24 protein-coding genes and 1 pseudogene are annotated in these 24,652 nt (G+C 61.3%); 11 read left to right on the top strand and 14 right to left on the bottom strand.

All coding sequences use genetic code 11. The features are described from left to right. Positions 1-100: 100 nt before the first annotated feature. Positions 101-1,306, top strand: a complete 1,206-nt coding sequence (locus BLV18_RS08105; RefSeq protein WP_090357618.1) for an MFS transporter — start codon at positions 101-103, stop codon at positions 1,304-1,306. 64 nt (positions 1,307-1,370) lie between these two features. Here the strand turns inward: BLV18_RS08105 and BLV18_RS08110 are convergent, their stop codons facing one another. Beyond that, positions 1,371-2,225: an SDR family oxidoreductase gene (locus tag BLV18_RS08110; protein ID WP_090357620.1), complete on the bottom strand. Its 855-nt coding sequence runs from the start codon at positions 2,223-2,225 to the stop codon at positions 1,371-1,373. Positions 2,226-2,310: 85 nt separating this feature from the next. Here BLV18_RS08110 and BLV18_RS08115 point away from each other — a divergent pair, with 85 nt between their 5' ends. Next, positions 2,311-2,724: a winged helix-turn-helix transcriptional regulator gene (locus BLV18_RS08115; RefSeq protein ID WP_090357622.1), complete on the top strand. Its 414-nt coding sequence runs from the start codon at positions 2,311-2,313 to the stop codon at positions 2,722-2,724. Between the two features lie 11 nt (positions 2,725-2,735). Here BLV18_RS08115 and BLV18_RS08120 read toward each other — a convergent pair whose 3' ends face one another. The 7 genes and pseudogenes from BLV18_RS08120 to BLV18_RS08145 form a co-directional block, all read right to left on the bottom strand. Next, positions 2,736-3,065 (bottom strand): ArsR/SmtB family transcription factor, encoded by a 330-nt coding sequence (locus BLV18_RS08120; RefSeq protein ID WP_049859220.1) that lies wholly within the window; start codon positions 3,063-3,065, stop codon positions 2,736-2,738. A gap of 55 nt (positions 3,066-3,120) precedes the next feature. Beyond that, on the bottom strand, positions 3,121-4,245 hold the full coding sequence (locus BLV18_RS08125) for an alkene reductase (protein ID WP_090357624.1): 1,125 nt from the start codon (positions 4,243-4,245) through the stop codon (positions 3,121-3,123). 63 nt (positions 4,246-4,308) lie between these two features. Continuing rightward, positions 4,309-4,893 (bottom strand): methyl-accepting chemotaxis protein, encoded by a 585-nt coding sequence (locus BLV18_RS22755; protein ID WP_425272648.1) that lies wholly within the window; start codon positions 4,891-4,893, stop codon positions 4,309-4,311. Between the two features lie 3 nt (positions 4,894-4,896). Next, a pseudogene (locus BLV18_RS22760) lies at positions 4,897-5,574 on the bottom strand (PAS domain-containing protein); the annotation flags it as partial. Between the two features lie 235 nt (positions 5,575-5,809). Further along, complete coding sequence (locus BLV18_RS08135) at positions 5,810-6,373, bottom strand: TetR/AcrR family transcriptional regulator (RefSeq protein ID WP_090357627.1); 564 nt, start codon at positions 6,371-6,373, stop codon at positions 5,810-5,812. A gap of 130 nt (positions 6,374-6,503) precedes the next feature. Beyond that, positions 6,504-7,205 (bottom strand): glutathione S-transferase family protein, encoded by a 702-nt coding sequence (locus BLV18_RS08140; protein ID WP_090357629.1) that lies wholly within the window; start codon positions 7,203-7,205, stop codon positions 6,504-6,506. Positions 7,206-7,434: 229 nt separating this feature from the next. Continuing rightward, entirely contained in the window at positions 7,435-8,334 is a 900-nt protein-coding gene (locus tag BLV18_RS08145; protein ID WP_090362124.1) for an arginase family protein, read from the bottom strand. A gap of 202 nt (positions 8,335-8,536) precedes the next feature. Here BLV18_RS08145 and BLV18_RS08150 point away from each other — a divergent pair, with 202 nt between their 5' ends. From BLV18_RS08150 to BLV18_RS08160, 3 genes are all read left to right on the top strand, one after another. Continuing rightward, positions 8,537-9,445, top strand: coding sequence for a LysR family transcriptional regulator (locus BLV18_RS08150; protein WP_090357631.1), 909 nt, complete (start codon positions 8,537-8,539; stop codon positions 9,443-9,445). A gap of 196 nt (positions 9,446-9,641) precedes the next feature. Continuing rightward, the gene (locus BLV18_RS08155) at positions 9,642-10,118 is read left to right on the top strand and encodes a (R)-mandelonitrile lyase (protein WP_090357633.1); all 477 of its coding nucleotides are present in this window, start codon (positions 9,642-9,644) and stop codon (positions 10,116-10,118) included. A gap of 183 nt (positions 10,119-10,301) precedes the next feature. Then, the gene (locus tag BLV18_RS08160; RefSeq protein WP_090357636.1) at positions 10,302-11,372 is read left to right on the top strand and encodes a diguanylate cyclase; all 1,071 of its coding nucleotides are present in this window, start codon (positions 10,302-10,304) and stop codon (positions 11,370-11,372) included. A 54-nt stretch (positions 11,373-11,426) separates the two neighbouring features. Here BLV18_RS08160 and BLV18_RS08165 read toward each other — a convergent pair whose 3' ends face one another. The 3 genes from BLV18_RS08165 to BLV18_RS08175 all read right to left on the bottom strand — a co-directional run bounded on the left by BLV18_RS08165 (position 11,427) and on the right by BLV18_RS08175 (position 15,005). Further along, entirely contained in the window at positions 11,427-12,296 is an 870-nt protein-coding gene (locus BLV18_RS08165) for a shikimate dehydrogenase family protein (protein WP_090362126.1), read from the bottom strand. A gap of 54 nt (positions 12,297-12,350) precedes the next feature. After that, on the bottom strand, positions 12,351-13,898 hold the full coding sequence (locus tag BLV18_RS08170; protein ID WP_090357639.1) for a UxaA family hydrolase: 1,548 nt from the start codon (positions 13,896-13,898) through the stop codon (positions 12,351-12,353). A gap of 147 nt (positions 13,899-14,045) precedes the next feature. Next, entirely contained in the window at positions 14,046-15,005 is a 960-nt protein-coding gene (locus tag BLV18_RS08175) for a LysR family transcriptional regulator (RefSeq protein WP_090357641.1), read from the bottom strand. A 122-nt stretch (positions 15,006-15,127) separates the two neighbouring features. On the opposite strand from BLV18_RS08175, the gene BLV18_RS08180 reads away from it, so the two are divergent. From BLV18_RS08180 to BLV18_RS08200, 5 genes are all read left to right on the top strand, one after another. Beyond that, positions 15,128-16,306, top strand: a complete 1,179-nt coding sequence (locus BLV18_RS08180) for a fumarylacetoacetate hydrolase family protein (protein ID WP_090357643.1) — start codon at positions 15,128-15,130, stop codon at positions 16,304-16,306. Positions 16,307-16,451: 145 nt separating this feature from the next. Next, on the top strand, positions 16,452-17,258 hold the full coding sequence (locus BLV18_RS08185) for an IclR family transcriptional regulator (RefSeq protein WP_090357646.1): 807 nt from the start codon (positions 16,452-16,454) through the stop codon (positions 17,256-17,258). After that, positions 17,255-18,064: a 2-keto-4-pentenoate hydratase gene (locus BLV18_RS08190; RefSeq protein ID WP_090357648.1), complete on the top strand. Its 810-nt coding sequence runs from the start codon at positions 17,255-17,257 to the stop codon at positions 18,062-18,064. Before BLV18_RS08185 ends, BLV18_RS08190 begins: the two co-directional genes overlap by 4 nt. Before the next feature lie 3 nt (positions 18,065-18,067). Continuing rightward, positions 18,068-18,961, top strand: coding sequence for a fumarylacetoacetate hydrolase family protein (locus BLV18_RS08195; protein ID WP_090357650.1), 894 nt, complete (start codon positions 18,068-18,070; stop codon positions 18,959-18,961). A gap of 21 nt (positions 18,962-18,982) precedes the next feature. Beyond that, entirely contained in the window at positions 18,983-19,678 is a 696-nt protein-coding gene (locus tag BLV18_RS08200) for a DUF4286 family protein (protein WP_090357652.1), read from the top strand. A gap of 303 nt (positions 19,679-19,981) precedes the next feature. Here the strand turns inward: BLV18_RS08200 and dctA are convergent, their stop codons facing one another. Both dctA and BLV18_RS08210 read right to left on the bottom strand, forming a co-directional pair. Continuing rightward, positions 19,982-21,283, bottom strand: a complete 1,302-nt coding sequence (gene dctA / locus BLV18_RS08205) for a C4-dicarboxylate transporter DctA (RefSeq protein WP_090357654.1) — start codon at positions 21,281-21,283, stop codon at positions 19,982-19,984. A 71-nt stretch (positions 21,284-21,354) separates the two neighbouring features. Continuing rightward, positions 21,355-22,710: a class-II fumarase/aspartase family protein gene (locus BLV18_RS08210; RefSeq protein ID WP_090357656.1), complete on the bottom strand. Its 1,356-nt coding sequence runs from the start codon at positions 22,708-22,710 to the stop codon at positions 21,355-21,357. Between the two features lie 115 nt (positions 22,711-22,825). Between BLV18_RS08210 and BLV18_RS08215 the strand changes: the two genes are divergently transcribed. Next, positions 22,826-23,557, top strand: coding sequence for a GntR family transcriptional regulator (locus tag BLV18_RS08215; protein ID WP_090362128.1), 732 nt, complete (start codon positions 22,826-22,828; stop codon positions 23,555-23,557). 55 nt (positions 23,558-23,612) lie between these two features. On the opposite strand, the gene BLV18_RS08220 is transcribed toward BLV18_RS08215, so the two are convergent. Beyond that, positions 23,613-24,584, bottom strand: a complete 972-nt coding sequence (locus BLV18_RS08220; RefSeq protein ID WP_049859238.1) for an LLM class oxidoreductase — start codon at positions 24,582-24,584, stop codon at positions 23,613-23,615. Positions 24,585-24,652: the final 68 nt, after the last annotated feature.

The raw sequence follows: 24,652 nt of genomic DNA on the forward strand, positions 1-24,652 counted from the left end.
GTGGTACATAGATACTAAACGATACATAAATGGTTGACCACGACGAGCAGCTTCTTTAGATTTATACCGATCGATATATAAATCCATAGGAGCACACCGGATGACCACGGATGAAGCACAGCGCGACACACTCCCGCTCGGCGCTTTACTGGCCCTGGCGATGACCGGTTTCATCTGCATCGTCACCGAGACGCTGCCCGCTGGCCTGCTCCCGCAGATCGGCAGTGGCCTAGGCATCTCGCCGTCGTTGGCGGGCCAGATGGTGACCGTCTATGCCTTGGGATCGTTGCTGGCGGCCATCCCGTTGACCATCGCGACGCAGAGCTGGCGGCGCAGAACCGTCCTGCTGCTGACGATCGCAGGATTTCTGTTGTTCAATTCCATCACGGCCTGGTCGTCCCATTACATACTGACCTTGGTCGCCAGGTTCTTTGCCGGCGTGTCGGCGGGTCTGGCCTGGAGCTTGATTGCCGGGTATGCGCGACGCATGGTCGTGCCGCAATTACAGGGCCGGGCGTTGGCCGTGGCGATGATCGGCACGCCGATTGCCCTGTCGCTGGGCGTGCCCCTGGGTACCTGGCTGGGCGGCTTCATGGGCTGGCGGATGGCGTTTGCGTTGATGTCCGTCTTGACGCTGGTGCTGATCGGCTGGGTGCTGGTCAAGGTGCCGGACTATCCAGGGCAGTCCTCGACCCAGCGGCTGGCGTTGCACGAGGTCTTTTTCACCCCAGGGGTGCGACCGGTGCTGGGCGTGGTGTTCACCTGGATGCTGGCGCACAACATCCTCTACACCTACATCGCACCTTTCGTAGCCAAGGCGGGGCTGGCCAACGATGTCGATCTGGTCCTGCTGGCCTTCGGCATCGCCGCGCTGGCGGGCATCTGGGTGACGGGGCGTCTGGTCGACCGTCATCTGCGCATAGCGGTCCTCTTCAGTCTGGCCAGCTTTGCCGCCGTTGCGGTATTTCTCGGCCTGTTCATGACCTCGGCGATCGCGATTTACCTGGGTGTGGTGATCTGGGGGCTGACGTTCGGCGGCGCCGCCACCCTGTTGCAGACGGCACTGGCCGACTCTGCAGGCAGGGGCGCCGACGTGGCCCTGTCGATGAATGTCGTGGTCTGGAACAGCGCGATCGCAGGTGGTGGGTTACTGGGGGGCGTCTTGCTGGGCCATTGGGGCGTGGGTACGTTTCCCTGGGTATTGCTGGCCTTGACGCTCATCGGCCTGGGCATTGCCTACCAGGCGCGAGTGCATGGATTTGCCGGAGGAGGTCGGGTTTCCGCGCAAGTGGTCAGCGGTCACTGAAGGTAGGCGGGCAGGGGCCCTGCCTCAAGCTCGCCCTTGCCCCTGCCGATCCCTGAAGCGTTGATCAGTGTTTCAGGGCGGTGCTCACCGACTGGGCAATCGGTGTCGTGGGACGCCCCAGCAGTTGGCTCAACTGCCGACTGTTGTCGTACAGGTCACCTTTGGCTGCGCAGGCGTCCGAGTCGGCCAGCATCGCCGCTAACTCGACAGGCAGGCCGACACTGACCAGCGCCTCCTGGTACTGCGCTTGCGGCAGGTCATTGTAGACGACGGCTTTGCCTGACTGTTGCGCCACTTCGGCAGCCAGCTCGGCCAGGGTGTAGCTGTCGTCGCCGGCCAGTTCGTAGACCTTGCCGGCCTGGTCGTCGCGGCTCAGCACCGCCGCTGCGGCCTCGGCGTAGTCCGCACGAGCTGCCGAGGAAATTCGACCGTCCCTCGCGCTGCCCAGAATCGCGCCGTGTTCGACAGCCGGTGCAATGCCGGCAGCGTAATTCTCGTTGTACCAACCATTGCGCAGGATGACGTGGGGCAGGCCAGACTCGGCCAGTGCCTGTTCGGTATCGCGATGTTCCGAGGCCAGGCCGAGCGTCGATGTGTCGGCATGCAGCAGGCTGGTGTAGGCCAGCAATTTCACGCCTGCCGACCGGGCGGCTTCGATGACGGCGCGGTGCTGTGCACGGCGTTGCCCGACTTCACTGGATGAGATCAGCAACAGACGCTCTACCCCTGTCAGCGCGCTGAGCAACGTGTCGGGTTCGTTGTAGTCCGCTGCCCGCACGTCGATGCCTTTGGCGGCCAGGTCGCGCGCCTTGGCCGGGTCACGCACCAACGCGATCAGGGTTGCGGGTTTCTGGCTTTTCAGCAATGCATCGATGACCAGGCGGCCCAATTGGCCCGTTGCACCGGTAATGGCGATCATGAAAGCACCTCGATTCTCGTTGAAGAAAATCCGATGCTAGAATAGAAGCTTACGAAAAGTAAGTACGTACGAAAAGGTAAGTGCCATGACTCATGCTGAAAGCGATTCGCACCGGTTTGCCGAGAAGCTGCGTCGCGGCGAAGTGTTGCAGGCGGACTGTCCTTCGCGGGAGATCCTCCAGCACATGACCAGTCGCTGGGGCGTGCTGGTGCTGGTGGTGCTGCTGGGAGGCACCCATCGCTTCAGCGAGCTGCGGCGCAAGATCGGCGGCGTCAGCGAGAAGATGCTCGCCCAGACGCTGCAACGGCTCGAAGGCGACGGACTGGTGCAGCGTCTGGCGCTGCCGGTGGTACCACCGTACGTCGAGTACAGCCTGACGCCGCTGGGCACTCAGGCCGCTGCGAAGCTGGAAACGGTGGTGGATTGGATCGAGGACAACCTGCCCCAGATCATGGACTTCAAAAGAGGGCGCGAAGCGCAGGACCAGAACTCGGCATGATGGAACGTGCGCTATCGATCCGCGATGTCGACTTCCAGATCGGTCAGCAACCCGGCCATCGCCGCCGTGATCTGCTCCTCGTTGCGTTTGTAGTAGGTCCATTTGCCCACTTTGCTGGCTTCGACGAAACCTTGGTCGAGCAAGGCTTTGAGGCAGATGGAGGTGGCCGGCTGCGACAGCCCGGCCTTGTCCTGAATCAGGCTGGCGCAGACGCCGTGCACACTGAAATCGTACAGCTGGCTGTAGCCTGCGAACGATCGATGAGGATCCTTGAGCCAGGTCAGGACGGCTCGCCGCGTAGGGCTCGATAGAACTTTCAATGCCTCGTTCAACGCCGTCATGTGAATGCCTGACCCTGTGGATGGGCGAGGGTGAACCCGCCCGGAAGCGGCTATTCTAAGGGGTCATGAACGGATAGTCGATGTAACCCCGTTCTCCACCGCCATAAAGCGTTGCGTGGTCGACCGGATTGAGGGGTGCGCCGTGCGCGAAGCGCTTCGGCAAATCCGGGTTGGCGATGAACGTGCGCCCGAATCCGAACAGATCGCCATGACCGTCAGCGAGCACCCGTTCCGCTTTTTCCCGAGTGTAGCAGCCGGAATACATGATCGGATTGTCGAAGGTTTCGCGCAGTGCCTGGCGGAAGCTCACCGGCAACTCCGGAGCGTTGTCCCAGTCGGCTTCGGCAATGGACAGGTAACCGATCCCCAGCGAATTCAACATGGCCGCCGCCTGAACGTAGGTGGCATGAGGATCGCTTTCCACCAGGCCCAGGTAGACACGGGCCTCTTCGGTGGTTTCGAACAGCGGTGCGAAACGCACGCCGACACGTTCCCGGCCAAACACGGAGATCACCGCTTCGGTCACTTCACGCAGAAAACGCAGACGGTTCTCCAGAGTGCCGCCGTATTCGTCGGTGCGCTGGTTGGTGTGTTCGGACAGGAACTGATTGAGCAGGTAACCGTTGGCCGAATGCAGTTCGACGCCGTCGAAGCCTGCTTCCTTCGCGTTCACGGCGGCCACGCGGTACAACTCCACCAGCGCTTTGACCTCTGCCGTGGACAGTGCGCGAGGCAGGCTGGGGTCTGCCAGCTCGCCCGTTTCAGGACCGGTCTCGATGAACACTTTCACCGCCGTTGCGGCAATGGCGGAGGGCGCGACGGGTGGCTGGTCGTCAGGTTGCAGGCTGTTATGGGACACCCGCCCGACGTGCCAGAGCTGGCAGAAGATCACGCCGCCTTCTTCATGAACGGCGCGGGTCACCTGTCGCCAGCCGGCAATCTGCTCCTGGCTGTAGATGCCAGGCGTCCAGGCATAACCCTGGCCGCGTGGTTCTATCTGCGTGCCTTCGGTGATCATGAACCCGGCACTGGCGCGCTGCCGGTAATAGGTGCTCATCAAGGCATTGGGAACGTCGCCCGGCTGGCTGCTCCGGGACCGCGTCAGAGGGGGCAGGGCAATGCGGTTCTTGAGCGTCAGGCCACCGAGTGTGAGAGGGGTGAACAAGCTGGCGTCGGTCATGGTGATTCCGTAGGGCTACTGAAAGTGGCCATACATTAACACATTCGAATGTGTTTATGTGAATCAGCCCATCCAGCCAACTGCCGTCTTTGGAATCACCTCCGATTCATCCAGTTTGGACGCGAACATGCTGACCGCCTCCACGGCATCGCTGGTACCGGTGCGGATCTGCAGAATGACCAGGCCGGCCTGTTCCGCCAGCAAGACACCGCGCTGCGCACCTTCGTGGGTGGCGTTGATGCTGGTCACCGCATCCCGGGTCTCGGCCAGAATCTTGCCGATCATCTCGGCGATCTCGCTGGTCGACCGACTGGTGCGCCCCGCCAGTTGCCTGACTTCGTCGGCCACGACGGCAAAGCCGCGACCCTGGTCGCCGGCGCGCGCCGCTTCGATGGCTGCGTTGAGGGCCAGCAGGTTGGTCTGGTCAGCGATGCTGCGGATGGTGTTGACGATCGCCGTGATCTGCTCCGAGCGATCACCCAGTTGGCCCACGAGGCGCGCAGAGGACTCGATATGGTCGGCGATCAGGCGCATTTCCACCGCCGTCTGCTGAATGACTTCGGCGCCCTGCTCGGCGACTTTCTCGGTTTCGGCCGAGATATGGTAGGCGCGCGAAGCGCTGCGCGAGTCTTCCTCGAACTTCTCCACGCGCTCGGTGATGTCGCTGGCGAACTTGACGATCTTGGTCAGGGTGCCGTCCGCATCGAAGACGGGGTTGTAGGTCGCTTCGAGCCACAGCGTCCTTCCATGCTTGCCGATGCGCTTGAACTGCCCGCTGAAAAACTCACCGGAATTGAGCCGCTTCCAGAACTCGCTGTATTCGCTACTGGCGACCAGATCCGGTTCACAGAACATTCGGTGTTGTTTCCCTTTCAGGTCAGCCTGGGCATAGCCCATGGTGTTGAGGAAGTTCTGATTGGCCTGAAGAATATTACCGTTGAGGTCGAACTCGATGACCGCCATCGCCCGATCCAGCGCGTTGAGCTTGCTGTTGGCCTCGGCATCCTGCAGCACCTTTTGCGTGACATCCAGTGCGAACTTGACGACCTTGCAGACTTTTCCCTGCTCATCCAGCACCGGACTGTAACTGGCCTCCAGCCACACCTTTCGGCCGTCCGCACCGACCCGCTGGAAGGTGCCGGAAACGAACTCCCCGGCTCGAAGACGGCCCCAGAACTCGTTATACGCCGAGCTGCGAACTAACGCGGTCGGACAAAGATCCGAATGCGCCACGCCGAGAATCTGCTCGGCGCGATAGCCCATGATCCTCAAGAAGTTATCGTTGGCACGAATGACTTTGCCATCCAGACCCAACTCGACGATTGCCATCGAGCGGTCCAGAGCATTCACCAATCCTTGGTGTTTGATGATTTCAGCGTCCTGGGATTGCAACTTACGTTTCAGCGCTGAATTGAACACGTTGTTACCCTCGGATTGGATGTATCCCTCTTCCAAGGGTATCGACCGCTAATCGCAAAGCTCAATCAACGTTTAGTAAATAGTTGGGAAAGCCGATGAGTAACCACTTTTATTTCCGCAGCGTGGAGTTGAGTCGACAGCGGCGTCACGCCGGCAACGGCCCATAGGCTCGATAGGATTCGATCAGCGTGTCGTACAGCGAGATGTCCGCCCGGCTTCGGGCGATGAGTTGTGCACCGGCCACGGCCGAAAAAATGGCCCTTGCCCGCGCCTCGCTGTCGCACGCGTCGCATACCTGCGCGGCGACCAGCTGGCGGCTCAGCCAGGCGATGTTGACCTGTGCAAATGCCTGGATCTCCTCGGCCATCGCAGGGGGAAGATTATCGGTCTCGGCCCCCACGAAGCTGCCCAGGCACAGCCGGTTCTCCGCCTCGAGCGAGCGCCGAAAGATCTCCGGGAAGCGTTGCAGTGCCTGTAGAGGGTTCGGGGTTTGCTCGCAGATGACTTCCAGTGCCGCCGCTCCGTCTTCCCAGTACCGTCGAGCCACGGCAATGCCCAGGTCGGCCTTGCTGGGGAAGTGGTAATAGATGCTGGCTGGCTTGATACCCACGGCACTCGCCAGGTCGCGGTAATTCAGGCCGTTGTAGCCCTGTGACTGGGCAATGTTGCGGGCAGCCAGAAGTATGGCCTCGCGGGCATTGATGCTCATTGTCGTGCCTTGTGTGCGTCAGACGTGTTCTCGGGGAAGCCGGTCATCTTAAAACAAAAGGGACCGGCATGACTCACACCGCGACCGCCAAGGGTTGGCGGTCGCGGTTATCGATACCCCTTGCGCCACCTCACGCAGCAGGCGAATCCAGCTCCGGGATGCCGCTGCTGCGATCCGCGTAGGCCGCCTTGAAGGCCGGGCGTTGCTGCCAGCGCTGCCAGTAGGCGTCCAGATGTTCGAAACGCTCGTCGAGCGGGGTGGCGTTGACCGGGAACTTGGAGAAAGCGATGGCAGTGGCCAGGGTGATATCGGCGAACGTCGGCTCGGCGCCGCCCAGCAGCCATTCACGGCCATCGGCCAGATGACGGTTTACCAGGGCCGCATGGGCCAGCGCTTCTTTGCGGCAATGCTCGCCCCATGCTTCATTCTTGGTCAGTTCGAGTTTGAACCCCAGACCGGTGTGCAACACATGGAACGCGGTGACGATGCGATAGAGGATGTGCACCCAGATGCGGTTGTCCCACATGGTGTCCAGACCCTGTTCCAGCGCGCTGTCGCCCATGATCTTGCGGCCTGGATAAGTCTGGTCCAGATAACGCGCGATGGCCGCCGTTTCGGCCAGGTAGCTGCCATCGGCCAGTTGCAGCGTCGGCGTTTCGCCCCATGGGTTCATGTTCAGGTGGCGCCAGCCGCGCTGCTGTCCACCCGGAGCCATGTCGTAGATGACCTCGTCGAACTGATCGGCGATGCCCTTCTCGTGCATGAACAACCGCAGCCGTTGCGGATTGGGGAAAGCGGAGGGGGAGGTGAAGAGCTGCAGTTTGGTGGTCATGGGCGGGTCCTTGGGAAATTAGCCTACCTAACGTTTGTTAGGTGTGCTCACCATAGACTTTCCAAGAGTTACGGTCAATAGATCACCTGACATTCGTTAGGTGGTCTAGTGGCCGTAAGATCTGTAGCTCAAGATGACAATCTCGGACCGTCGCTGGTGCCTCTCAGAGCAAGGAAGACCACTGTCAGTCGCGCGCTCACACCAAGGGCGGTGCCCGATAGGATGATGTTCATGACGGATTGGATCTTCCCGCGTCTCCAATCAGCGGCAGCCTGGCAAGCATGTTCTTGAGCGCCAAGGCATCCCAGGGAAGATGCTCGGTAATGCCCAGCCCCACCACATCAGTGATCTTGGCAATATCCCTCAGCACGTCCAGTACCTGTTCGATACTTAGCTGACCTTGCGCCACCCCCTCAAACGATTTTTCTGGGGCATGGGGATTGGCAAACAGAAGCGAGCGGAACAGTCTTGGGTCCAGCACATCCAGATCCAGATGAATGGCCAAGTGCTTTGCACCCGTCGATTTGAACCAATCAAGAACGGCGCTGCTTCCTTGCTGAGTGATCTGGGCTGGACTCACATTCTGCAAACCCAGACGATCGATTTCGGAAGCCTCCCAATCGGTAGGATCATGCATTCCCACATACAGGATGTTTTGCGGCTTCAGCGGGCGGGCTACTGCTTGGACGAAGTCCGGATCGCCATTGCCGAGCAGCATGCCAAGGGCCATGGCATGCGCATTGTTGAATTGCTCTGGCGTCATGATATCGGGATGAGCATCTACCCAGAGAATGGCAAGGTCGCCTTGGTAGCGTTCGTTCAAATAAGCAAATGGAGCCAAGTCAACGAGGCAGTCTCCACCGAGTATGACCAAGCGGTCCGCAGAGTGTCGGCTCAATAGTGTTTGCGCGCTGTTCAGCTGTTTCAACAACGCGCGGCGCCCAACGATCCCCAACTCTTCGAGCGGTGCCCCTGCAGAGGGAGGCTCTACGGGAACATGTTCTGTGGGGCCTGAGTGCTCGGGCGCCAACCAGGCAAGCAACTCTGCACCCAAGTGATACGGCGCATTGTTGCCACCTTGCCACTGGGGAAAAATCAAGCGCAGCGTTTTACCTTCGCTAAAAGACATGGATATTGGACTCTCGATGAACATTGAGTAGGCATGGGTGCGACTTTCCCTGGTTTGAGTCGGATACTGGCAGGGCCAGCCTCTGCGTCCAGAAATATGGAAGTCTCGAACTTCATAACCAGCGTTGTGTCGGCAGTCTATTTGCTTGTCCAGTGCAGATATACCGGGCTATGGTTGACGCTTTGTTGCATGGATCGAGCGAATGGACCGGATCATCGCCGCCAAGGTTTTTTTGGAGGCTGTCAAGCGAAGCAGCATTTCCGGCGCCGCAGAGCACTTGGGAATGTCGCGCGCGATGGCTTCACGATACGTAGGTTCGATCGAGGAATGGGCCCAGGCACGTCTGCTGCATCGAACCACTCGCAAACTCAGCCTGACACCGGCGGGTGAGTTGACGCTTCCGATCTGCGAGGAACTCATCAGACTCAGCGAAACGGTGTCTGCCGTGGGTACTGCGTCGCACTGCACACCGAAAGGGCTCGTTCGGGTGACTGCATCGTCCATCTTTGCAGAACATTGCCTGACCGATATCTTGATGAAGTTTCTGCAGCTGAACCCGCAGGTTTCTGTTGACCTGCAGGTCGTGGATCGCATGACGAACCTGGCGCAGGACGGTATCGATCTGGCTATCCGAGTGACCAACGATCTGGATCCCACTCTGATCGCGACCAGGCTGGGAAGTGTTCACTCCTACATCTGCGCCAGTCCTGAATATTTGGGTCGGTGCGGAACACCTGATGCTATTGAAGACCTGACGGCCCATAACTGCCTGACCTACGCCCACCTTGGGCGGAGCGAATGGAAGTTCAAGCAAGCTACGGGCACGGTCTTGGTCCCGGTCACGGGCAGTTTCACGACCAACGAGGCCGCGATCGTGGTGCGGGCTGCGCTGAGCGGAACGGGCATTGCCATGCTACCTGGTTTTGCCGTTGCGCAAGAGATTGCAGACGGACGTCTTGTACGCCTCTTTCCCGACACCGAGTTGTCACCGCTAGGCATCCATGCGGTTTACCTTTCCAGACATCGGATGCCTAGCGCACTGAAAGCGTTGATAGCTTTTTTGAAGACTGCCCTGAACAACGAAGGCCTCACCCCGCCTGAAAGGGACTGAACGCTTCCTAACCTTCATTGGCGAATCCATTCAATAAACCTTGCGATAGTTCAAAGGCGACGAAGGAAGACCATGCCGGTCTTCCTGCCGCATTGATGAGCCCCGTTCATTTATGCATGCAGCTTGCGACGACTAATCGAACGGGCAGGTAACCGGTAGATTGGAAGCCCTTGCACGAACCCCAAAAGGACGCTCGATGAAAACACTCGCGATCGCAGCGCTCTCATTGTCCTTGTCAGCTTTCGAAAGTGAAGGAGCTCAGCCCATGAATGTCACCGTCACGCCTGCAGGTTCCCAGCCGTCTGCCGTCGGACCCGCTGAATACTTTACCGGGAAGGTCCGCGTCGATGCGCCGTTCAAAGGCAGCGACGGCGCGCGCATCGGCGGCGCCACCGTGACCTTCGATCCGGGTGCGCGTACGGCCTGGCACACTCATCCACTGGGGCAGACGCTGATCGTGACCGCAGGCGCGGGCTACGTGCAGCAGGAGGGTCAGGTCCGGCAATCGATTCGTCCCGGCGACACCGTGTGGATTCCTCCCAAGGTCAAGCACTGGCACGGCGCAACGCCGGATACCGGCATGAGCCACATTGCCATTGCCGAAGCCCTGGACGGCAATGTCGTGGAGTGGTTGGAGCAGGTCACCGACGAGGACTACGGAAAGGCGCAGTGAAGGGGCGGACCGGCGTTCGTCGCCAACCTGTCTCCGTTTACCGAATGGCTGCTGACTGCATCCTCGGCTTGCGATAAAATCGATGCCAAAGTGCCACCCCGCCTGACCTGAAGTCCTTGGCGGATCACCGGCACTGCCAAGCTCTGATAGGGCACATCGATTGCAGCGCCGGAGAGCCTTGGAATGCCACTCAGTCGTCGTGAGTTGGGAGAAACGTTTGCACGCCGCATCTACGGGCCCCGTTCCATCGGCTGCCTGTTGAGTGCAACGTTCATCGGTACGGTGCTGGGGGTCGACCCCTACACGCCGATGTGGGTGTGGGCTGCGATGCTGACCAACCTCATGGTCTGGCCGACCCTTGCCTACCTGCTCGCACGCAGAGCCGCAGACCCGTTCGCGGTCGAACTGCGCAGCCTCGCGCTGGATGGCTTGTTCGCCGGCGGCTGGGCGGGGCTGATGGCGCTGAACCTGCTGCCATCCGTGCTGCTGCTGTCCATGGTCGCCATGAACGCGATGGCAGCGGGCGGATGGCGCCTGTTGCGGATCACCGTCGGGTTGCAGGGGATGGGGCTGTTTCTGGCCCTGGGTCAGAGGAGCTTCGAGTTGTCGTTGGCGACCAGCGCGCTGCAGCAACTGGCCTGCCTGCCCATGCTGATCATCTATCCGCTGATCGTGGCCCGCGCCAGCTACGCCGTGTCAGTGCAACTGGCGGTGCACAAGAAAGCCTTCAAGCTCATCAGCAAGCTGGACGGCATGACCCGCCTGCTGCATCACGCTTCGTGGATGGAAAAGCTGGTAGAGATCTTTCCTCGATGCCGACGAGGTGAGGTCATCGCGATGGTGGCGTTGATAGACATCGACAACTTCAAGCGCATCAACGACGAGCACGGCCATCTGATGGGCGACGCGATCATCGGCCGCCTGGCCAATCTGTTGCGCTCGGGACTGGGCGCATCGGCTGCCCCCGGGCGCTATGGGGGCGATGAATTCTGTCTGCTGCTGTTCGATATGAGCCTGGGTGAAGCCACTCAGCGGTTGGACGACATCCGCAGGCAGTTTTCCGACTGGGTCGATGCGACCGTGCCCATCGAGGTGACGCTGAGTATCGGCCTGGTGCCGTACTCCCATCAATACGCCAGCGAGCGCGACTGGATCAAGGCCACCGATGAGGCGCTGTACCGCGCCAAGCGCAGTGGCAAGAACCAGTTGTGTGTGCAGCATTCCGAAGCCGGCGGGTCGACAGCCGGCGCATGACGGCGCAAACCGGCATCACTGCTGTCCCGCCGCTGGCCTGAACGAGCACAGTCCTCATGACGTTCGAGTCATGGCCTGATCCGGTTGAGCGTGTTGTGGAGGCAAGCCACCAGGTTCGCCCTCCGCTTCCTGATTCACACCAAGGAAGCGCAGAACCAGGCGTGCCTGGCCGCGATGCAGATGGCCGCCGTCCTGGGTGCTGCAGCCTTTCTCGCGCGCCGCTCGGCAAAGGGGTGTCGAGTGGGGCGAGTTGATGATATCGACGACCAACATGTCGGGCTCGAGCCGTTCCGGGTCGACGGGCAGGGGGTCGTTTGCGCCCATGCCCAGAGGTGTTGCGTTGATCACGATATGGTGACCGCGCGGGTCGGGTGGGCCCACACGGGTGGCGCAGCCCGTTTCTGTCGCCACGGACTCGGCCAGGCTCCGAGCTCGCTGCTCGTCGGCATCGCACACCGTGAGTGACCGGGCGCCCGCGCCTGCGACAGCGAAGGCAATCGCGCGGCCGGCGCCGCCCGCGCCCACTAACAATATGCTCTTGCCCGCAGGCTCGTGACCTTCCTGTTGCATGCCCAGAACACAGCCCAGGCCGTCGAACACCGCACCGACCCAGCGTCCATCGCTTTCGCATCGGACCACGTTGATTGCACCTACCTGGCGAGCCGTTGGGTGAAGCTCGTCGACCAGGGCCAACATGCTTTGCTTGTGTGGCATGGTGACGAGCAGACCTGCCAGGTTGTTCAGAGCTCTGGCGCCGATCACGAAGTTGCTCAAGCCATCGGGCGTTACCTCAAACGGAATGCAGACCGCGTCTTCGCCCTGGTCCATGAACACGGGATTGAGCAGCTGTGGAGATTTGGCGGCGGCCAACCGATGGCCGACCAATCCGTAGAGTCGAGTGGAGCCTTTGATGTGTGTGGCCATGATTACCCAATGTCCGGTGATGATAGGCGCGGTGTCGAAAGCGTTGCTGCACACTCAGGTCACGGCATCGATCTGCCAGGGTACGAACTCGTTCTGCCCGTACCCGTGCTGCTCGCTCATGCTGCGCTCGCCTGACGCAATACGCAGCATCGCGTCGAATATCGCCGCGCCGCAGGCTTCGATGGTCAGTTTGTCTTCGGCGATCTCGCCGCAATTGATGTCCATGTCCTCGCGCTGTCGAGCCCACAGGGCGCTGTTGGTCGCCAGCTTGATCGAAGGCGCAGGCGCACATCCATAGGCCGAACCGCGGCCCGTGGTGAAGGCGATCAGGTTGGCCCCGCCGGCCACTTGCCCCGTGGCCGAGACCGGGTCGTAGCCAGGGGTGTCCATGAACACCAGGCCATGGGCCTTCACGGTTTGCGCGTACTCGTAGACGTCCGTCAGGTTGCTGGAGCCGGCCTTCGCCACCGCCCCCAGCGACTTCTCCAGGATGGTGGTCAAGCCGCCTGCCTTGTTGCCCGCCGAGGGGTTGTTGTTCAATTCGGCGCCCATGCGCGCGCAGTAGTGCTCCCACCAGTGGATTCGCGCGATCAGCTTTTCGCCCACCTCGCGGCTGACGGCTCGACGGGTGAGCAGGTGCTCGGCGCCGTAGATTTCCGGCGTTTCGGAAAGAATCGCGGTGCCCCCGCAGGCCACCAGCCGATCCACCGCGTTGCCCAGCGCGGGATTGGCCGTGATGCCCGAGTAGCCATCCGACCCGCCGCACTGCAGCCCCACGGTGAGGTGCTGCACGCCGACCGGCTCGCGTCGGACCCGATCGGCTTCGCCGAGCACTGCCTGGACCTGGGCGATCCCCTTGGCAATCGATTTGGACGTGCCGCCGGTATCCTGGATGCTGAATGTGCGCAGGGTGTCACTGCGCGAGAGGCCTTGAGTGCTGAGCAAGGCGTCGATCTGATTGGTCTCGCAGCCCAGGCCGATGACCAGGACTGCTGCGAAGTTGGGATGGGTCGCGTAGCCGGCCAGCGTCCGCCGCAGCAGGCTCAGGCCATCGCCCGAGGCATCGACCGCACAACCGGCCGAGTGGGTCAGTGCCACGACGCCGTCCACGTTCGGATAGCCCTGCAGGGCAGCAGGGTTGATGTCCCTGCGGAAATGGTCGGCGATGGCGCGGGCCACCGTGGCCGAGCAATTCACCGACGTGAGAATGCCGATGTAATTGCGCGTCGCCACGCGTCCATCGCCGCGTACGATGCCCATGAAGGTGGGCGCTTGTTGTGGCGCCGGCTCGGCCTTCACGTCGACACTGAATGCGTAGTCACGCGAAAACTCACCCATGGCCAGGTTGTGCACATGGACATGGTCGCCCGGCTCTATGACTTGCGTGGCGAAACCGATGATCTGGCCGTAACGCTTCACCGGTTCACCGATGTCGATGCGACGGCAGGCCACCTTGTGACCTGGCACGATCGATTGGCGCACGGTGACGCCTTCCTGTTCGAGTAGCTCGCCGGCCTCCAGAGGCCTTCTTGCGATCAACACGTCGTCCAGTGGATTCAGGCGCAGCACTGGGGCTGCGCCGGTTTTCATGATCAGATCCATTGCATCCTCACGGGCTGCCGGGTTATGCGCGGTCACCAGTCTCGGCGCCGCATTCTTGTGCTGGCACTATAGGAGCGGGCGAAAGGGCTGCCTAATGAGAGCTTTCGATTGCTCGATAACTTTCTCTCATCGGTATCGTCGGCCCATTCACGCAGCACCCGTTGCCGCTCGTCTTTGGCTGGCGAAGGTCAGAAGTGTGTCGATGAAGCTCTGTGTCGGCTCCGATACCTGCTCGTCCTTGCGGGTGATCACCCCGTAGTCCTGGGACTCGACCTTGAACGGTGTCTTGAGCACCCTCAACTGCCCGCTTTGCACCTGCGACTGAACCATCGACTCCGGCAGCATGGCCAGCATCGGGCCGGACTGGAGCAGCTGCAGGAAGGTCTGCATCGAAATGGTCTCTACCGTATTGGTGGGCGAGGCGATATCGAACAGGGCGAATGCCCGTTCCATGCGCCTGCGGATGGGGGTGTTGAACGGATACATCACCCAGGGCCACTCGGTCAGGGCCGCGCAAGGTACTTCGTCGAGCTGGCACAGTGGGTGCGCGCTGTTGGCGACCAGGCAGAACGGCTCAGGTCCCAATGGTGTGAAGTCGAAAGACTGGCAATCGTCGTGGGTGAAGCGCGCGATGATCAGATCGAGTTTTTTCTGGTCGAGCATTTCCAGCAACTGGTTGCTCGTCTGTTCGATGACTTCGATGGCAAGCAGTGGGCGCCTGTTCTTGATGCTGGCGATAGCCTCGGGCAGCACCACCGAAGTCGCCGCGAAGATGGTACCGATCTTCAAGTGGCCATGGCCGCCTTTGCGCAGCTTGTTGACTTGGTCCACGAACGACTCCGTGTCCTCCAAAGTGATGCGTGCGTAACGGGCGACGAATACGCCCAGCTCGGTCAGCACCAGATTGCGCGTCTGTCGCTCGAACAGTGCAAACCCCAGCAGATCCTCCAGGTCGCGGAGCAGTTTGCTGATGGCTGGCTGCGTGACATTCATCTGTTGCGCAGTGGTGTGCATGTTTCGAGTTTTGGCCAGGCTGTTGACCAGGACCAGGTGCTTGATCTTCAGCCACCGGCTGACACTGGCAAACGTGATGGAATCGCTTTGCATTTGAATGGGCCTTTGCGCGTCGATAACGAAACAGCATCGATGGGTGAGATTGAGTCATTGGGATTTTCGAAGCCCGTCCGGTACTTTCAAGGCTCCGATAGCCGACTGAAATGGAACCTGCGATGGGACTTTTGAAACTGACGCGCCAGAACACGCTGCCGGTGGATGGCGTAGCCGGCACACTGATTGGCCGCGCCTGGGTCCCAGGTGCTATCGCAGGACCCTCGCCGATCGTGATTCGTCATGAAGGCGTGTTCGATCTTTCCGACAGCTTTTCCACGATGAGCGACCTGTTGGAGCACCGTTCGCCGGTGTCGGCAGTTCGTCTGACGCCGGGCCGGTACATCGGTACCGTCGAGGCGTTGCTGGCCAATACCGGCAACCATGCCGATCCGAACGAGCCGTCGCTGCTGCCGCCGGCCGATTTCCAGGTGATCAAGGCCGCAGGTGTGACCTTCGCATCCAGCATGATCGAGCGAGTGATCGAGGAGCAGGCGCGAGGTGACGCGGCCAAGGCCGAAAGCGTGAGGCGGCTGGTTCAGGAGGCGATAGGCGACAACTTGCGCGCCATCGAACCTGGCTCGCCTGCGGCGATGCGTCTGAAAGCCGTGCTCATCGAGCAGGGGATGTGGTCGCAGTATCTGGAGGTGGGGATTGGCCCTGATGCGGAAATCTTCACCAAGGCCCCGGTGATGGCTGCTGTCGGCAGTGGCAGCGAAATCGGCATCCATCGCAAATCCGAATGGAACAATCCGGAACCGGAAATCGTGCTCGCGGTGAACAGTCAGGGGCTGGTGCATGGCGTGACCTTGGGCAACGACGTCAACTTGCGTGATTTCGAGGGTCGCAGTGCGCTGCTGTTGAGCAAGGCCAAGGACAACAATGCGTCCTGCGCCATCGGTCCGTTCATTCGGTTGTTCGACGAGACATTCAGCCTCGACGACGTGCGCAATTGTGTAGTCGATCTGCACGTTCAAGGTGAGGACGGCTTCACCCTGGAAGGCAGCAGCTCCATGGCGTTGATCAGCCGCGATCCCCTGGAACTCGTGGCCCAGACGCTGAACGGTGAACATCAATACCCTGATGGCTTCATGCTGTTTCTGGGCACTCTCTTTGCGCCCACCCAGGATCGTGAAGCCCCTGGCAGCGGCTTCACCCACAAGCAGGGCGACGAGGTCAGCATCGGCAGCGCGCTGCTGGGCAGCCTGCGCAACACGGTGACCTATAGCCATGAGGCTGCCCCATGGACCTACGGCCTGCGGGCGGTGATGCACAACCTCGCGGCGCGAGGCTTGCTGTAGGCGAGATCGGATTCTCTGGTACATGCATGGAATATCCGCAGCGGTTTGACTTATCCAACGAGGACTGCATACTGTTGGAACACTGTTCCGTTAAGGGCAATGTTGATCAAATCCACCGTGATGTCAAAGATAAGTCGAGAAAAATATGAGAGTCGTCAAAGGTGCCGTCGACCGTTGTCTTGAAGCCATCGAGCTGCTGGCGCGTGAAGCCCGCTGGATGCGTATGTCCGACATCGCTGCCGACCTGGGCCTGGAAAAGGGACCGGCTCACCGCGTGCTTGCGCAATTGGTCGAGCAAGGCTGGGCGGAGCAGGACGAGGCAACGTCGCAATATCGCCTGACCCTGAAACTGGCGTTGCTGGGCCAGCGTTACCTGCACGGCATCGGCTTGCCCGAGCGCGTTCAGCCGATCATCGAGCAGGTTGCCAGGCAGTGCCAGGAACTGGTGCGACTCACCGTCGTCAGCGAAGGCAGCCTGTCCTGGCTATCGTCGGCCCAAGGCGCGGCGCCGGGGTTGGTCTATTCGCCCGCCATGGATCACCCGATCAATCTGTACGCGACGGCCAACGGCAAGGCTTGGCTGGCGTCGATGCCCGATGAACAGGCCGTCGAACACGCGCTGCGCAGTGGACTGGGGAGCGCCGAAGCGAATCCTGGCCAGGGGCCCAAAGCGCTCAACACCATAGAATCGCTGCTCAGCGACCTGAAGCTGACACGCGAGCGCGGGTATGGTCTGGTCGTTGAAGAGGCCGAGGCCGGGGTGTGGGCGATCGCGGTGCCGGTCAGGCTCATTCCCGGTGGGTCGGTGGTGGGCACCATGAGCATCGCAGGCCCGGTCATGCGCATGCAGCCGGAGCGCTACGAAGAGCTGCATGCGCTGCTCGAAGACGCCGCTCACAAGGTGGGCACGGTGTGGCCGCGGCAGAACGATGTGCACTCGGTGCGGCCATGAACGAGCAACCTTGCGCCCGCAGTGAAGCAGCTTGCAGTGAAACAAAGAGTGCGCTGGACACCGCAGCCGCTGCCCTGGTCCAAGCCCGCCGCGAAGGTATCCGCCTGGCAGCGCTGCCGGCGTCTGGCCGGCCCACCAGCCTGGCCGAAGGCTTCGCCATTCAGCAGCGCGTCGGGCCATTGGCCGGCAAGACCGTGGGCGGATGGAAATGTGCATTGCCGCCCACGGGCAAGTGGATCGTGGCGCCCCTCTACAGCGACAGCATCGTCAGAGGCGAGCGTTATGGGGTACCCGCCGATACCCAGCAGGCGCGGATCGAGCCGGAGCTTGCCTGCATCCTGACCCGCGATCTGCCGGTAAGGAGCGAACCCTACACCGCCGAACACATCATCGCTGCCATCGGCGATACCCACTTGGCCTTGGAGGTGATCGGCTGCCGATACACCGATCCGCAATCGCTGCCGTTCGAGCAATTGCTGGCCGACGGCCTGTTCAACCACGGATTGGTCCTTGGACCGCGGACGACGTTGTCCTGTGCAAGGTTGCCCGCCGAACTGGACATTTCCGTGCACGGCGCCGCCCAGCCAATCGAAATCAACGGGCGACACCCGGACGCCGACCCCATTCTGCCCATCGTCTGGCTGGCCAATTTTCTGTCTGCACAGGGCATAGGCCTGCGGGCCGGCCAGGTGATCATCACCGGATCCTATGCCGGTGTGCTCGATGTACCCGTCAATGAGCCGCTGCACATTCGGTTCGGCCGTGCAGGCTCCATGTCTGTCCATTTCTCAATGCTCAAGGAGTAATACATGCGCTTAGTTCGTTTCGGTTCACCGGGGCAGGAACTACCAGGCATTCTGGATTCGAAGGGAGAGGTCCGCGACCTTTCGGGCATCGTCGATGACATCGACGCGTCAGCCCTCAGCCCGGATGTACTGCAGAAGTTGCGCGGCGTCGACATTGAAAAATTGCCATTGGTGGCGCCCGGCACTCGCCTGGGTCCCTGCGTGGGCAGTGTGCCGAACCTGATCTGCATCGGCCTGAACTACTCCGATCACGCCGCAGAAACCAACACGCCCATCCCGAGCCAGCCAGTGGTGTTCAACAAGCACACCGGCTCCATCAGCGGGCCCAACGATCCGGTCATCCTGCCGACCGGCGCCGAAAAGCTCGATTGGGAAGTGGAGCTGGCCATCGTCATCGGCACACCTGCCTGGCAGATCCCGGAGTCGCAGGCGCTGGATCATATCGCCGGTTACTGCCTGGCCAACGATGTGTCGGAACGGGCCTACCAGCTCGAATACGAAGGTCAGTGGGCCAAGGGCAAAAGCGGTTTTTCCTTCGCGCCGCTGGGGCCATGGCTGGTCACCCGTGACGAGATCGCCGACCCACAGACGCTGGACCTCTGGCTAGACGTCAACGGCAAGCGACTGCAGACCGGCAACACCCGCACCATGATTTTCAGCGTAGCCCACATTGTTGCGTACCTGAGCCGTTTCATGCCGCTGATGCCTGGCGACGTGATCATCACCGGTACGCCACCGGGGGTCGGCCTGGGGCAGAAGCCACCCGTGTTCCTCAAGGCAGGTGACACGATGCGCGTCGGCGGCCAGGGGCTGGGCGAGCAAACTCAGGCGGTTGTGCCTTACGTGGCTGAAATGGGTGCTGCCTGGGTAGCCGGTCGCCATCCGAACGTTGACTGACTACTACCCGAGGAGAACACCATGAGTTTTGCAGGAACAGGTGTAGTCGCGATCTGGCACGATCTTCTGCCTGAAGCGCGGGATGAGTTCTATGAATGGCACAACCGCGAGCACATGCCCGAGCGTGCCGGTATTCCAGGCTTTCTGCGCGGGCGTCGCTACATCGCGCTGAATGCGGGGCCGACCTACTTCAACCTTTACGAGGCTGACAGCGTGCAGGTTCTGGGCGGACAGGACTACCTGTCGCGACTCAATACGCCGACGCCCTGGACGCAGCAGTCGGTGAAATCCTATCGCAACGTCGCACGCTCGATCTGCGATGTGACGTACACCAGTGGCGTGGGGCAGGGCGCCTATCTACTGACTGTCCGCTTCGACGTTGAACAGGAGCAGCACAAGCCCGTCTCCGATGCGTTGCGTCAACGGGTCCTGGCCCCGCTGGCCGACAGGCAGGGCATCACGGGCGTGCATTTGTGCGTGGCTGACGAGGCGGTCAGCAAGGTCGAAACCGCCGAGAAAAAGGCCCGCGCCGAAGGCACCCAGATTCCAGCCTGGATCGTCATGATCGAAGGCTGTGCTGCCGACTATGTCGAGGCCGCGGGCGATGCCTTCATGGTCGAGCTGCACCGGTTGCTGGAAGGGCAGTCCAGCACCCCGGAAGCGACCCTTTACCAGTTGGAGTACACCCGCTGCAAAACCCCGAGCGCTGCGGGGTAAGACGTTAGCGCTTCCAGCATGGCCACTTTGATGCTGGACGCTCACCCCCGGGACGTGACCACCTCCCTGGACACTGGCACCGCCGACATCGCCTTGGTTCAGCCGACGTAGAAGGCCAGGTAGAATGTCGTTGGTGTATTCGCCCAGCTTGGGCGCCACTTCCCCTGTGGCCGACTGCACCGCGGCTCGGCGCTTGCTCTCGCTGGCTTCGTCCAGGGCCAGAGAGAGCAAGCGCATGGGTGGCTATGGCCTACGGCTGGATAAACCCATGAGCCCTGTTCACCAAGTCCGACTTGCCGACGCTCAGAGCGCTGCCTGCGGGTTGCGCCCCAATACCCGATGGTACTCCGCACGCGCGGTGTGCTCGGTGAACTCGCCGGACCACTTCGACACCACCACCGTGGCCACACTGTTGCCTATGGTGTTGCAGGTGGCGATCGCCATGGACATGAACCGGTACACCCCGAACAGCAACGCCAGTCCTTCCACTGGCAGCGAACCGATGGCGGTGACCGTGGCGGCGAAGACCACGAAGCTGCCACCAGACACCGCCGCGGCACCTTTCGACGTCACCAGCATGATGGCGACAATGCCCAATTGCTGTTCCCAGCTCAGAGGTACGCCATAGGCGTTGGCGATGAACAGCACGCACAGCGACATGTAGATGGAGGTGCCATCCAGGTTGAAGGCGTAACCGGTCGGCAGCACCAGTCCCACACTCTGCTTGGAGCAACCGAACTTCTCGAGCTTCTGCAGCAGCCGAGGCAGGGCACTCTCGGAAGAAGCGGTGCCGAGTACGATGAAGACTTCATCCTTGATGTACTTGAGGAAGCGCCACAGGCTGAACCCCGAGATTCGGCAGACGATGCCGAGCACAACGAAGATGAAGAAAGCGATGCAGACGTAGAACATCAGCACCAGGTTGGCGAGGGACATCAGGACCGCTGCGCCGTTGCTGCCTACGGCATAGGCCACCGAGCCGAAGGCACCCAAAGGGGCGAACTTCATGATCAGGTTGATGAACTCGAAGAAGCATTCGGAAATGCGGCTCAGTCCATCTTCGATGACGCTGCGACGTTCAGGCTTGAGCGCCAGCAGGGCAAAGCCGAACAAAACCGAGATGACCAGTACCTGCAGCAACTGCCCACCTGCGAAGGCACCGACGAAGTTGTCGGGGAAGATGCCGTAGATGAAGTCCAGGGTCGAGGCCGGCGCGTGACCTTTGGCGACTGCCGCAGTCGCTGCGGCGGCAGTGGCGCTGCTCGGATGCGCATCGTGCATGCCCGAGCCGATGTTCAGCAGATTGCCCCAGAGCAAGCCAATGGCCAGGGCGATGGTGGAGACGATTTCGAAGTAGATCAGCGCGCGCAGGCCGACCTTGCCGACCCGCTTTATATCACCCGCCGAAGCGATGCCGTGGACCACGGTGAAAAACACCAGAGGGGCAACGGCGGTCTTGATCAACTTGAGGAAGATATCCCCGAGAATCTTGAACTTGGCTGCCAGTTCCGGCGCCAGGAAGCCGAAGGCAATGCCCAGCACCATGGCGGCGATGACCTGGAAGGTCAGGTCCTTGTATAACGGCTTTTTGTTGAGGGTCGTCATGTCTGCAGTCTCGTTGTTGTTATAGGCGAGCAATAGGCAGAAGGGCTCGATCGCGGCGAGCCTTCGAACAATCAGCGTTTGACGCTGCCCTCGCGGGCCAGGGCGATATCCACCATCTGCGGTGCCAGGCCCAGATAGTTGGCCGGATCGGTCAGTCGCTTGAGTTCTTCCATATCGAGTTCAGCGGTGGCTTCGCCCTGGGCAAGCAACGCGTCGAGCAGGCTGGTGCCTTCATCGTTGGCCAGGCGGCAGGCGGCATAGACCACGTCGTGCGCAACCTGACGACCCAGCGCCGGCGCAAGGCCCATCATCACGGCTTCGGCCACGATCAGCCCTTGGGTCATGTCGAGGTTCTTGCGCATGCGCTCGGGACGTACTTCCAGACCCGCCAACATGAACTTGGCCTGGGCCAGCGACGCGGCGCTCAAGGCGAAGGCTTCGGGAATGGCGATCCATTCGGCTTGCCATGGACCGGTGGAGCGTTCGAAGTCCTGAATCATGGCGTCGAGCATCAGCCCGGCCTGCTGACGCACGCCTTTGGCGGCCGCATACATCAGTTCGCAGGAAATGGGATTACGCTTCTGCGGCATGGTGCTGCTGGCGCCGCGTCCTTTCACGAAAGGTTCGTACGCCTCGCCCAGTTCGCTGGTCATCATCATCATGACGTCCAGTGCGACCTTGCCCAGGGACGCGGTGACCAGGCCGAGGAAATTCAGGGTTTCGGCCAGGCCGTCCCGGGCAACGTGCCAGGTGGCTTGCGGAACCCCGAGGTTCAATTCCGCCATGAGCGCTTCCTGCACCTCAAGACCTTTGTCGCCCAGGGACGCCAGGGTTCCGGCGGCACCTGCGAATTGGCCGATTTCCACCCGCGGACGCAGTTCGACCAGACGCTCGGCGTGGCGATCGAACATGCTCAACCACACGGCACATTTGTAGCCAAAGGTGATCGGCAGGGCGTGCTGCAGGTGGGTGCGACCGGCCATGGGGGTGTCGCGGTAGCGCCTGGCGAGGTCGGCGAGCAAGCCCCGCACCGCTTTGATATCACGCTCGATCAGCAGCAGCGCGGCGCGGACTTGCAGTACGACGGCGGTGTCCATGATGTCCTGGGTGGTCGCCCCCCAATGAACGTAGCGACCTGAATCGCCGCAGGTTTTCGATAGTTGCTCGACCAGCGGGAGAATCGGATACCCGACGATTTCGGTCTCATGCTGCATGAGCGCCAGGTCGAGGGATGCATAGGTGGCGCTTTCGGCAATGCGTTCGGCGGCCTCGCCGGGAATGACGCCACAGCGTGCCTGCGCGCGCGCCAGTGCCACTTCCACTTCGATGTAGCGTTCGATCAGCGCTTGGTCGGAGAACACGGCACGCATTTCCGCTGTGCCGAACATGTCACGAAAGAGAGCGGAATCAAAGACGGTGCTGGACATGAGAAGATCCTGTTATGTTTGTTATTAACCATACATATTAATATGTACGTACATAATAATTGCGCGCGCACTGGTAGACTGTCAACTCGTTGATCGCTTGAGACTGATGGAAGGTATGAGCCAGACGCGCTATGAGGTCGTTGCGAAGGACTTGAGGGAAGGGATTTCCAGCGGTCGATTTCCGGTGGGCACCTTGCTGCCCACCGAGCTGGAGCTGTGTGACCTCTATGCGGTGAGTCGGCACACCGTGCGCGCGGCGATTACCCAGCTGCAGAATCAGGGCCTGGTGTCACGCCGCAAGCGAGTCGGCACACGGGTCGAGTCGGCCACACCCATCGGTGGATACTCGCAGTCGCTGGCCTCGGTATCGGATCTGGTGCACCTGGCCGAAACCCAAGTGCGCAGCATTCAGAACGTCCTGCATTTCGTGGCCGACATCGCGCAGGCCAAGCGCTTGGGCCTTGAGCCTGGGGAGCATTACTTTCGGGTATCCAGCCTGCGCGTCGATCAGGAAAACCCGCGCGCGCCGCTGTGCTGGACCGATGTATACGCTCAGGACATCTATTCGGAAGTGATCGAACTGGCCAACCAGCATCCCGACGAGCTGATCGCCGCCCTGATCGAACGGCATTTCGGCCGGTACATTGATGTGGTGGATCAGCAGGTGCGTGCGGTGCTGCTCTCGGTCGAGATTGCCAAAAGCCTCAACGCGGACGTCGGTTCACCCGGCCTGAACATTCTGCGGCAATACCGCGACAAGGACGGGGCGGTGATGGTGGTTTCGGAAACCACCCATCCCCAGGACCGCTTCACTCTGGTGTCACAGATGCGCCGGGACAAGCTCTAGCCCTTGCTATCCCAGGTGGCCTACAGCACACCGAGGCGAGAGGGACTGATGAACCTTATGCCAGCGAGAACTCGGGAAGCACATGTTCCTGAAGCTCCGCAATCACCTCCAATGCCGGACGTCGAGTCGGCTTGAGGTTCAGGGCGACGTGGTTGATGCCGGCATCGCGTTGCTGCGCGAAGAACTGCTTCAAGGCATGGCGGCCGCCGCGCAGGACTCGGCCGGTCTGCAGTGGGGCGTCGGCGTTGCTGTCCAGATCGAACATCGCACCGTAGCCGAAGGGCACGAAGCCGCGCGATTCGGTCATTTCGCGCCAGTGCGGCACCACTTCCGGCATGCGTTGGGCGTCGCCGTGCCAGATCCAGGCGTCGACGTGTTCGGCCAGCCACTCCAGGCTCTGCCCGGCGCGACCTATGGCGATGAGCGGGATGCGCGAGGCTGCCGGCTTGGGTACCAGGTCGATGTCCCCGCGCAAATGGCCGAAATGCTCGGTCTTCAGGCGTGGGAATGACACCGAGGTCAACGTCTTGATCAAGGCCACGGCTTCGCGATAGCGCTCGACACGGGTGCCGAAGTCGACGCCGAAGGCCGGGTATTCGGTGGGTCGGTCACCGGAGGCCATGCCGGCCAGAAAGCGTCCGCCCAGCAATTGGTCGGCGGTGGTGATCTGCTTGGCGGTGATCACCGGTTCACGCAGGGGCGTGACGAATCCGGCGGTGCCGATCGCGATGCGCTGGGTGAGGGCGGCCAGCCAGCCGGCGTACACCAGCGGATCGAGGACCTGGCCGGTGTCGCCGAACGAGGGGTCGTAGAACGGCACGTCGCGCAGCCACAGGGCTGCGGCGTCGCTGCGGTCCAGACTCTGCACGATCTCGGCTTGGTCCGACAGGCTCGGGAACGGGCTGTCGGGATAGCCGCAGGCCGGGGCGATGAAGCCGATGCTCAACTGGTCCTGTTGGAAGGTACGGCTGAACGCGTCATGGTCAGCCAGATCGTGCGATCGAGTGTCCTGATTTCGTACATTCATGGTGTCTGTCCAAGATTCAAGAGATGACATCAGTCTAACGGTCAGCCTGACGTCTGTTTCCGACCTTT

Origin of the sequence: Pseudomonas coleopterorum (genome assembly GCF_900105555.1) — a bacterium.
Lineage (GTDB): Bacteria > Pseudomonadota > Gammaproteobacteria > Pseudomonadales > Pseudomonadaceae > Aquipseudomonas > Aquipseudomonas coleopterorum.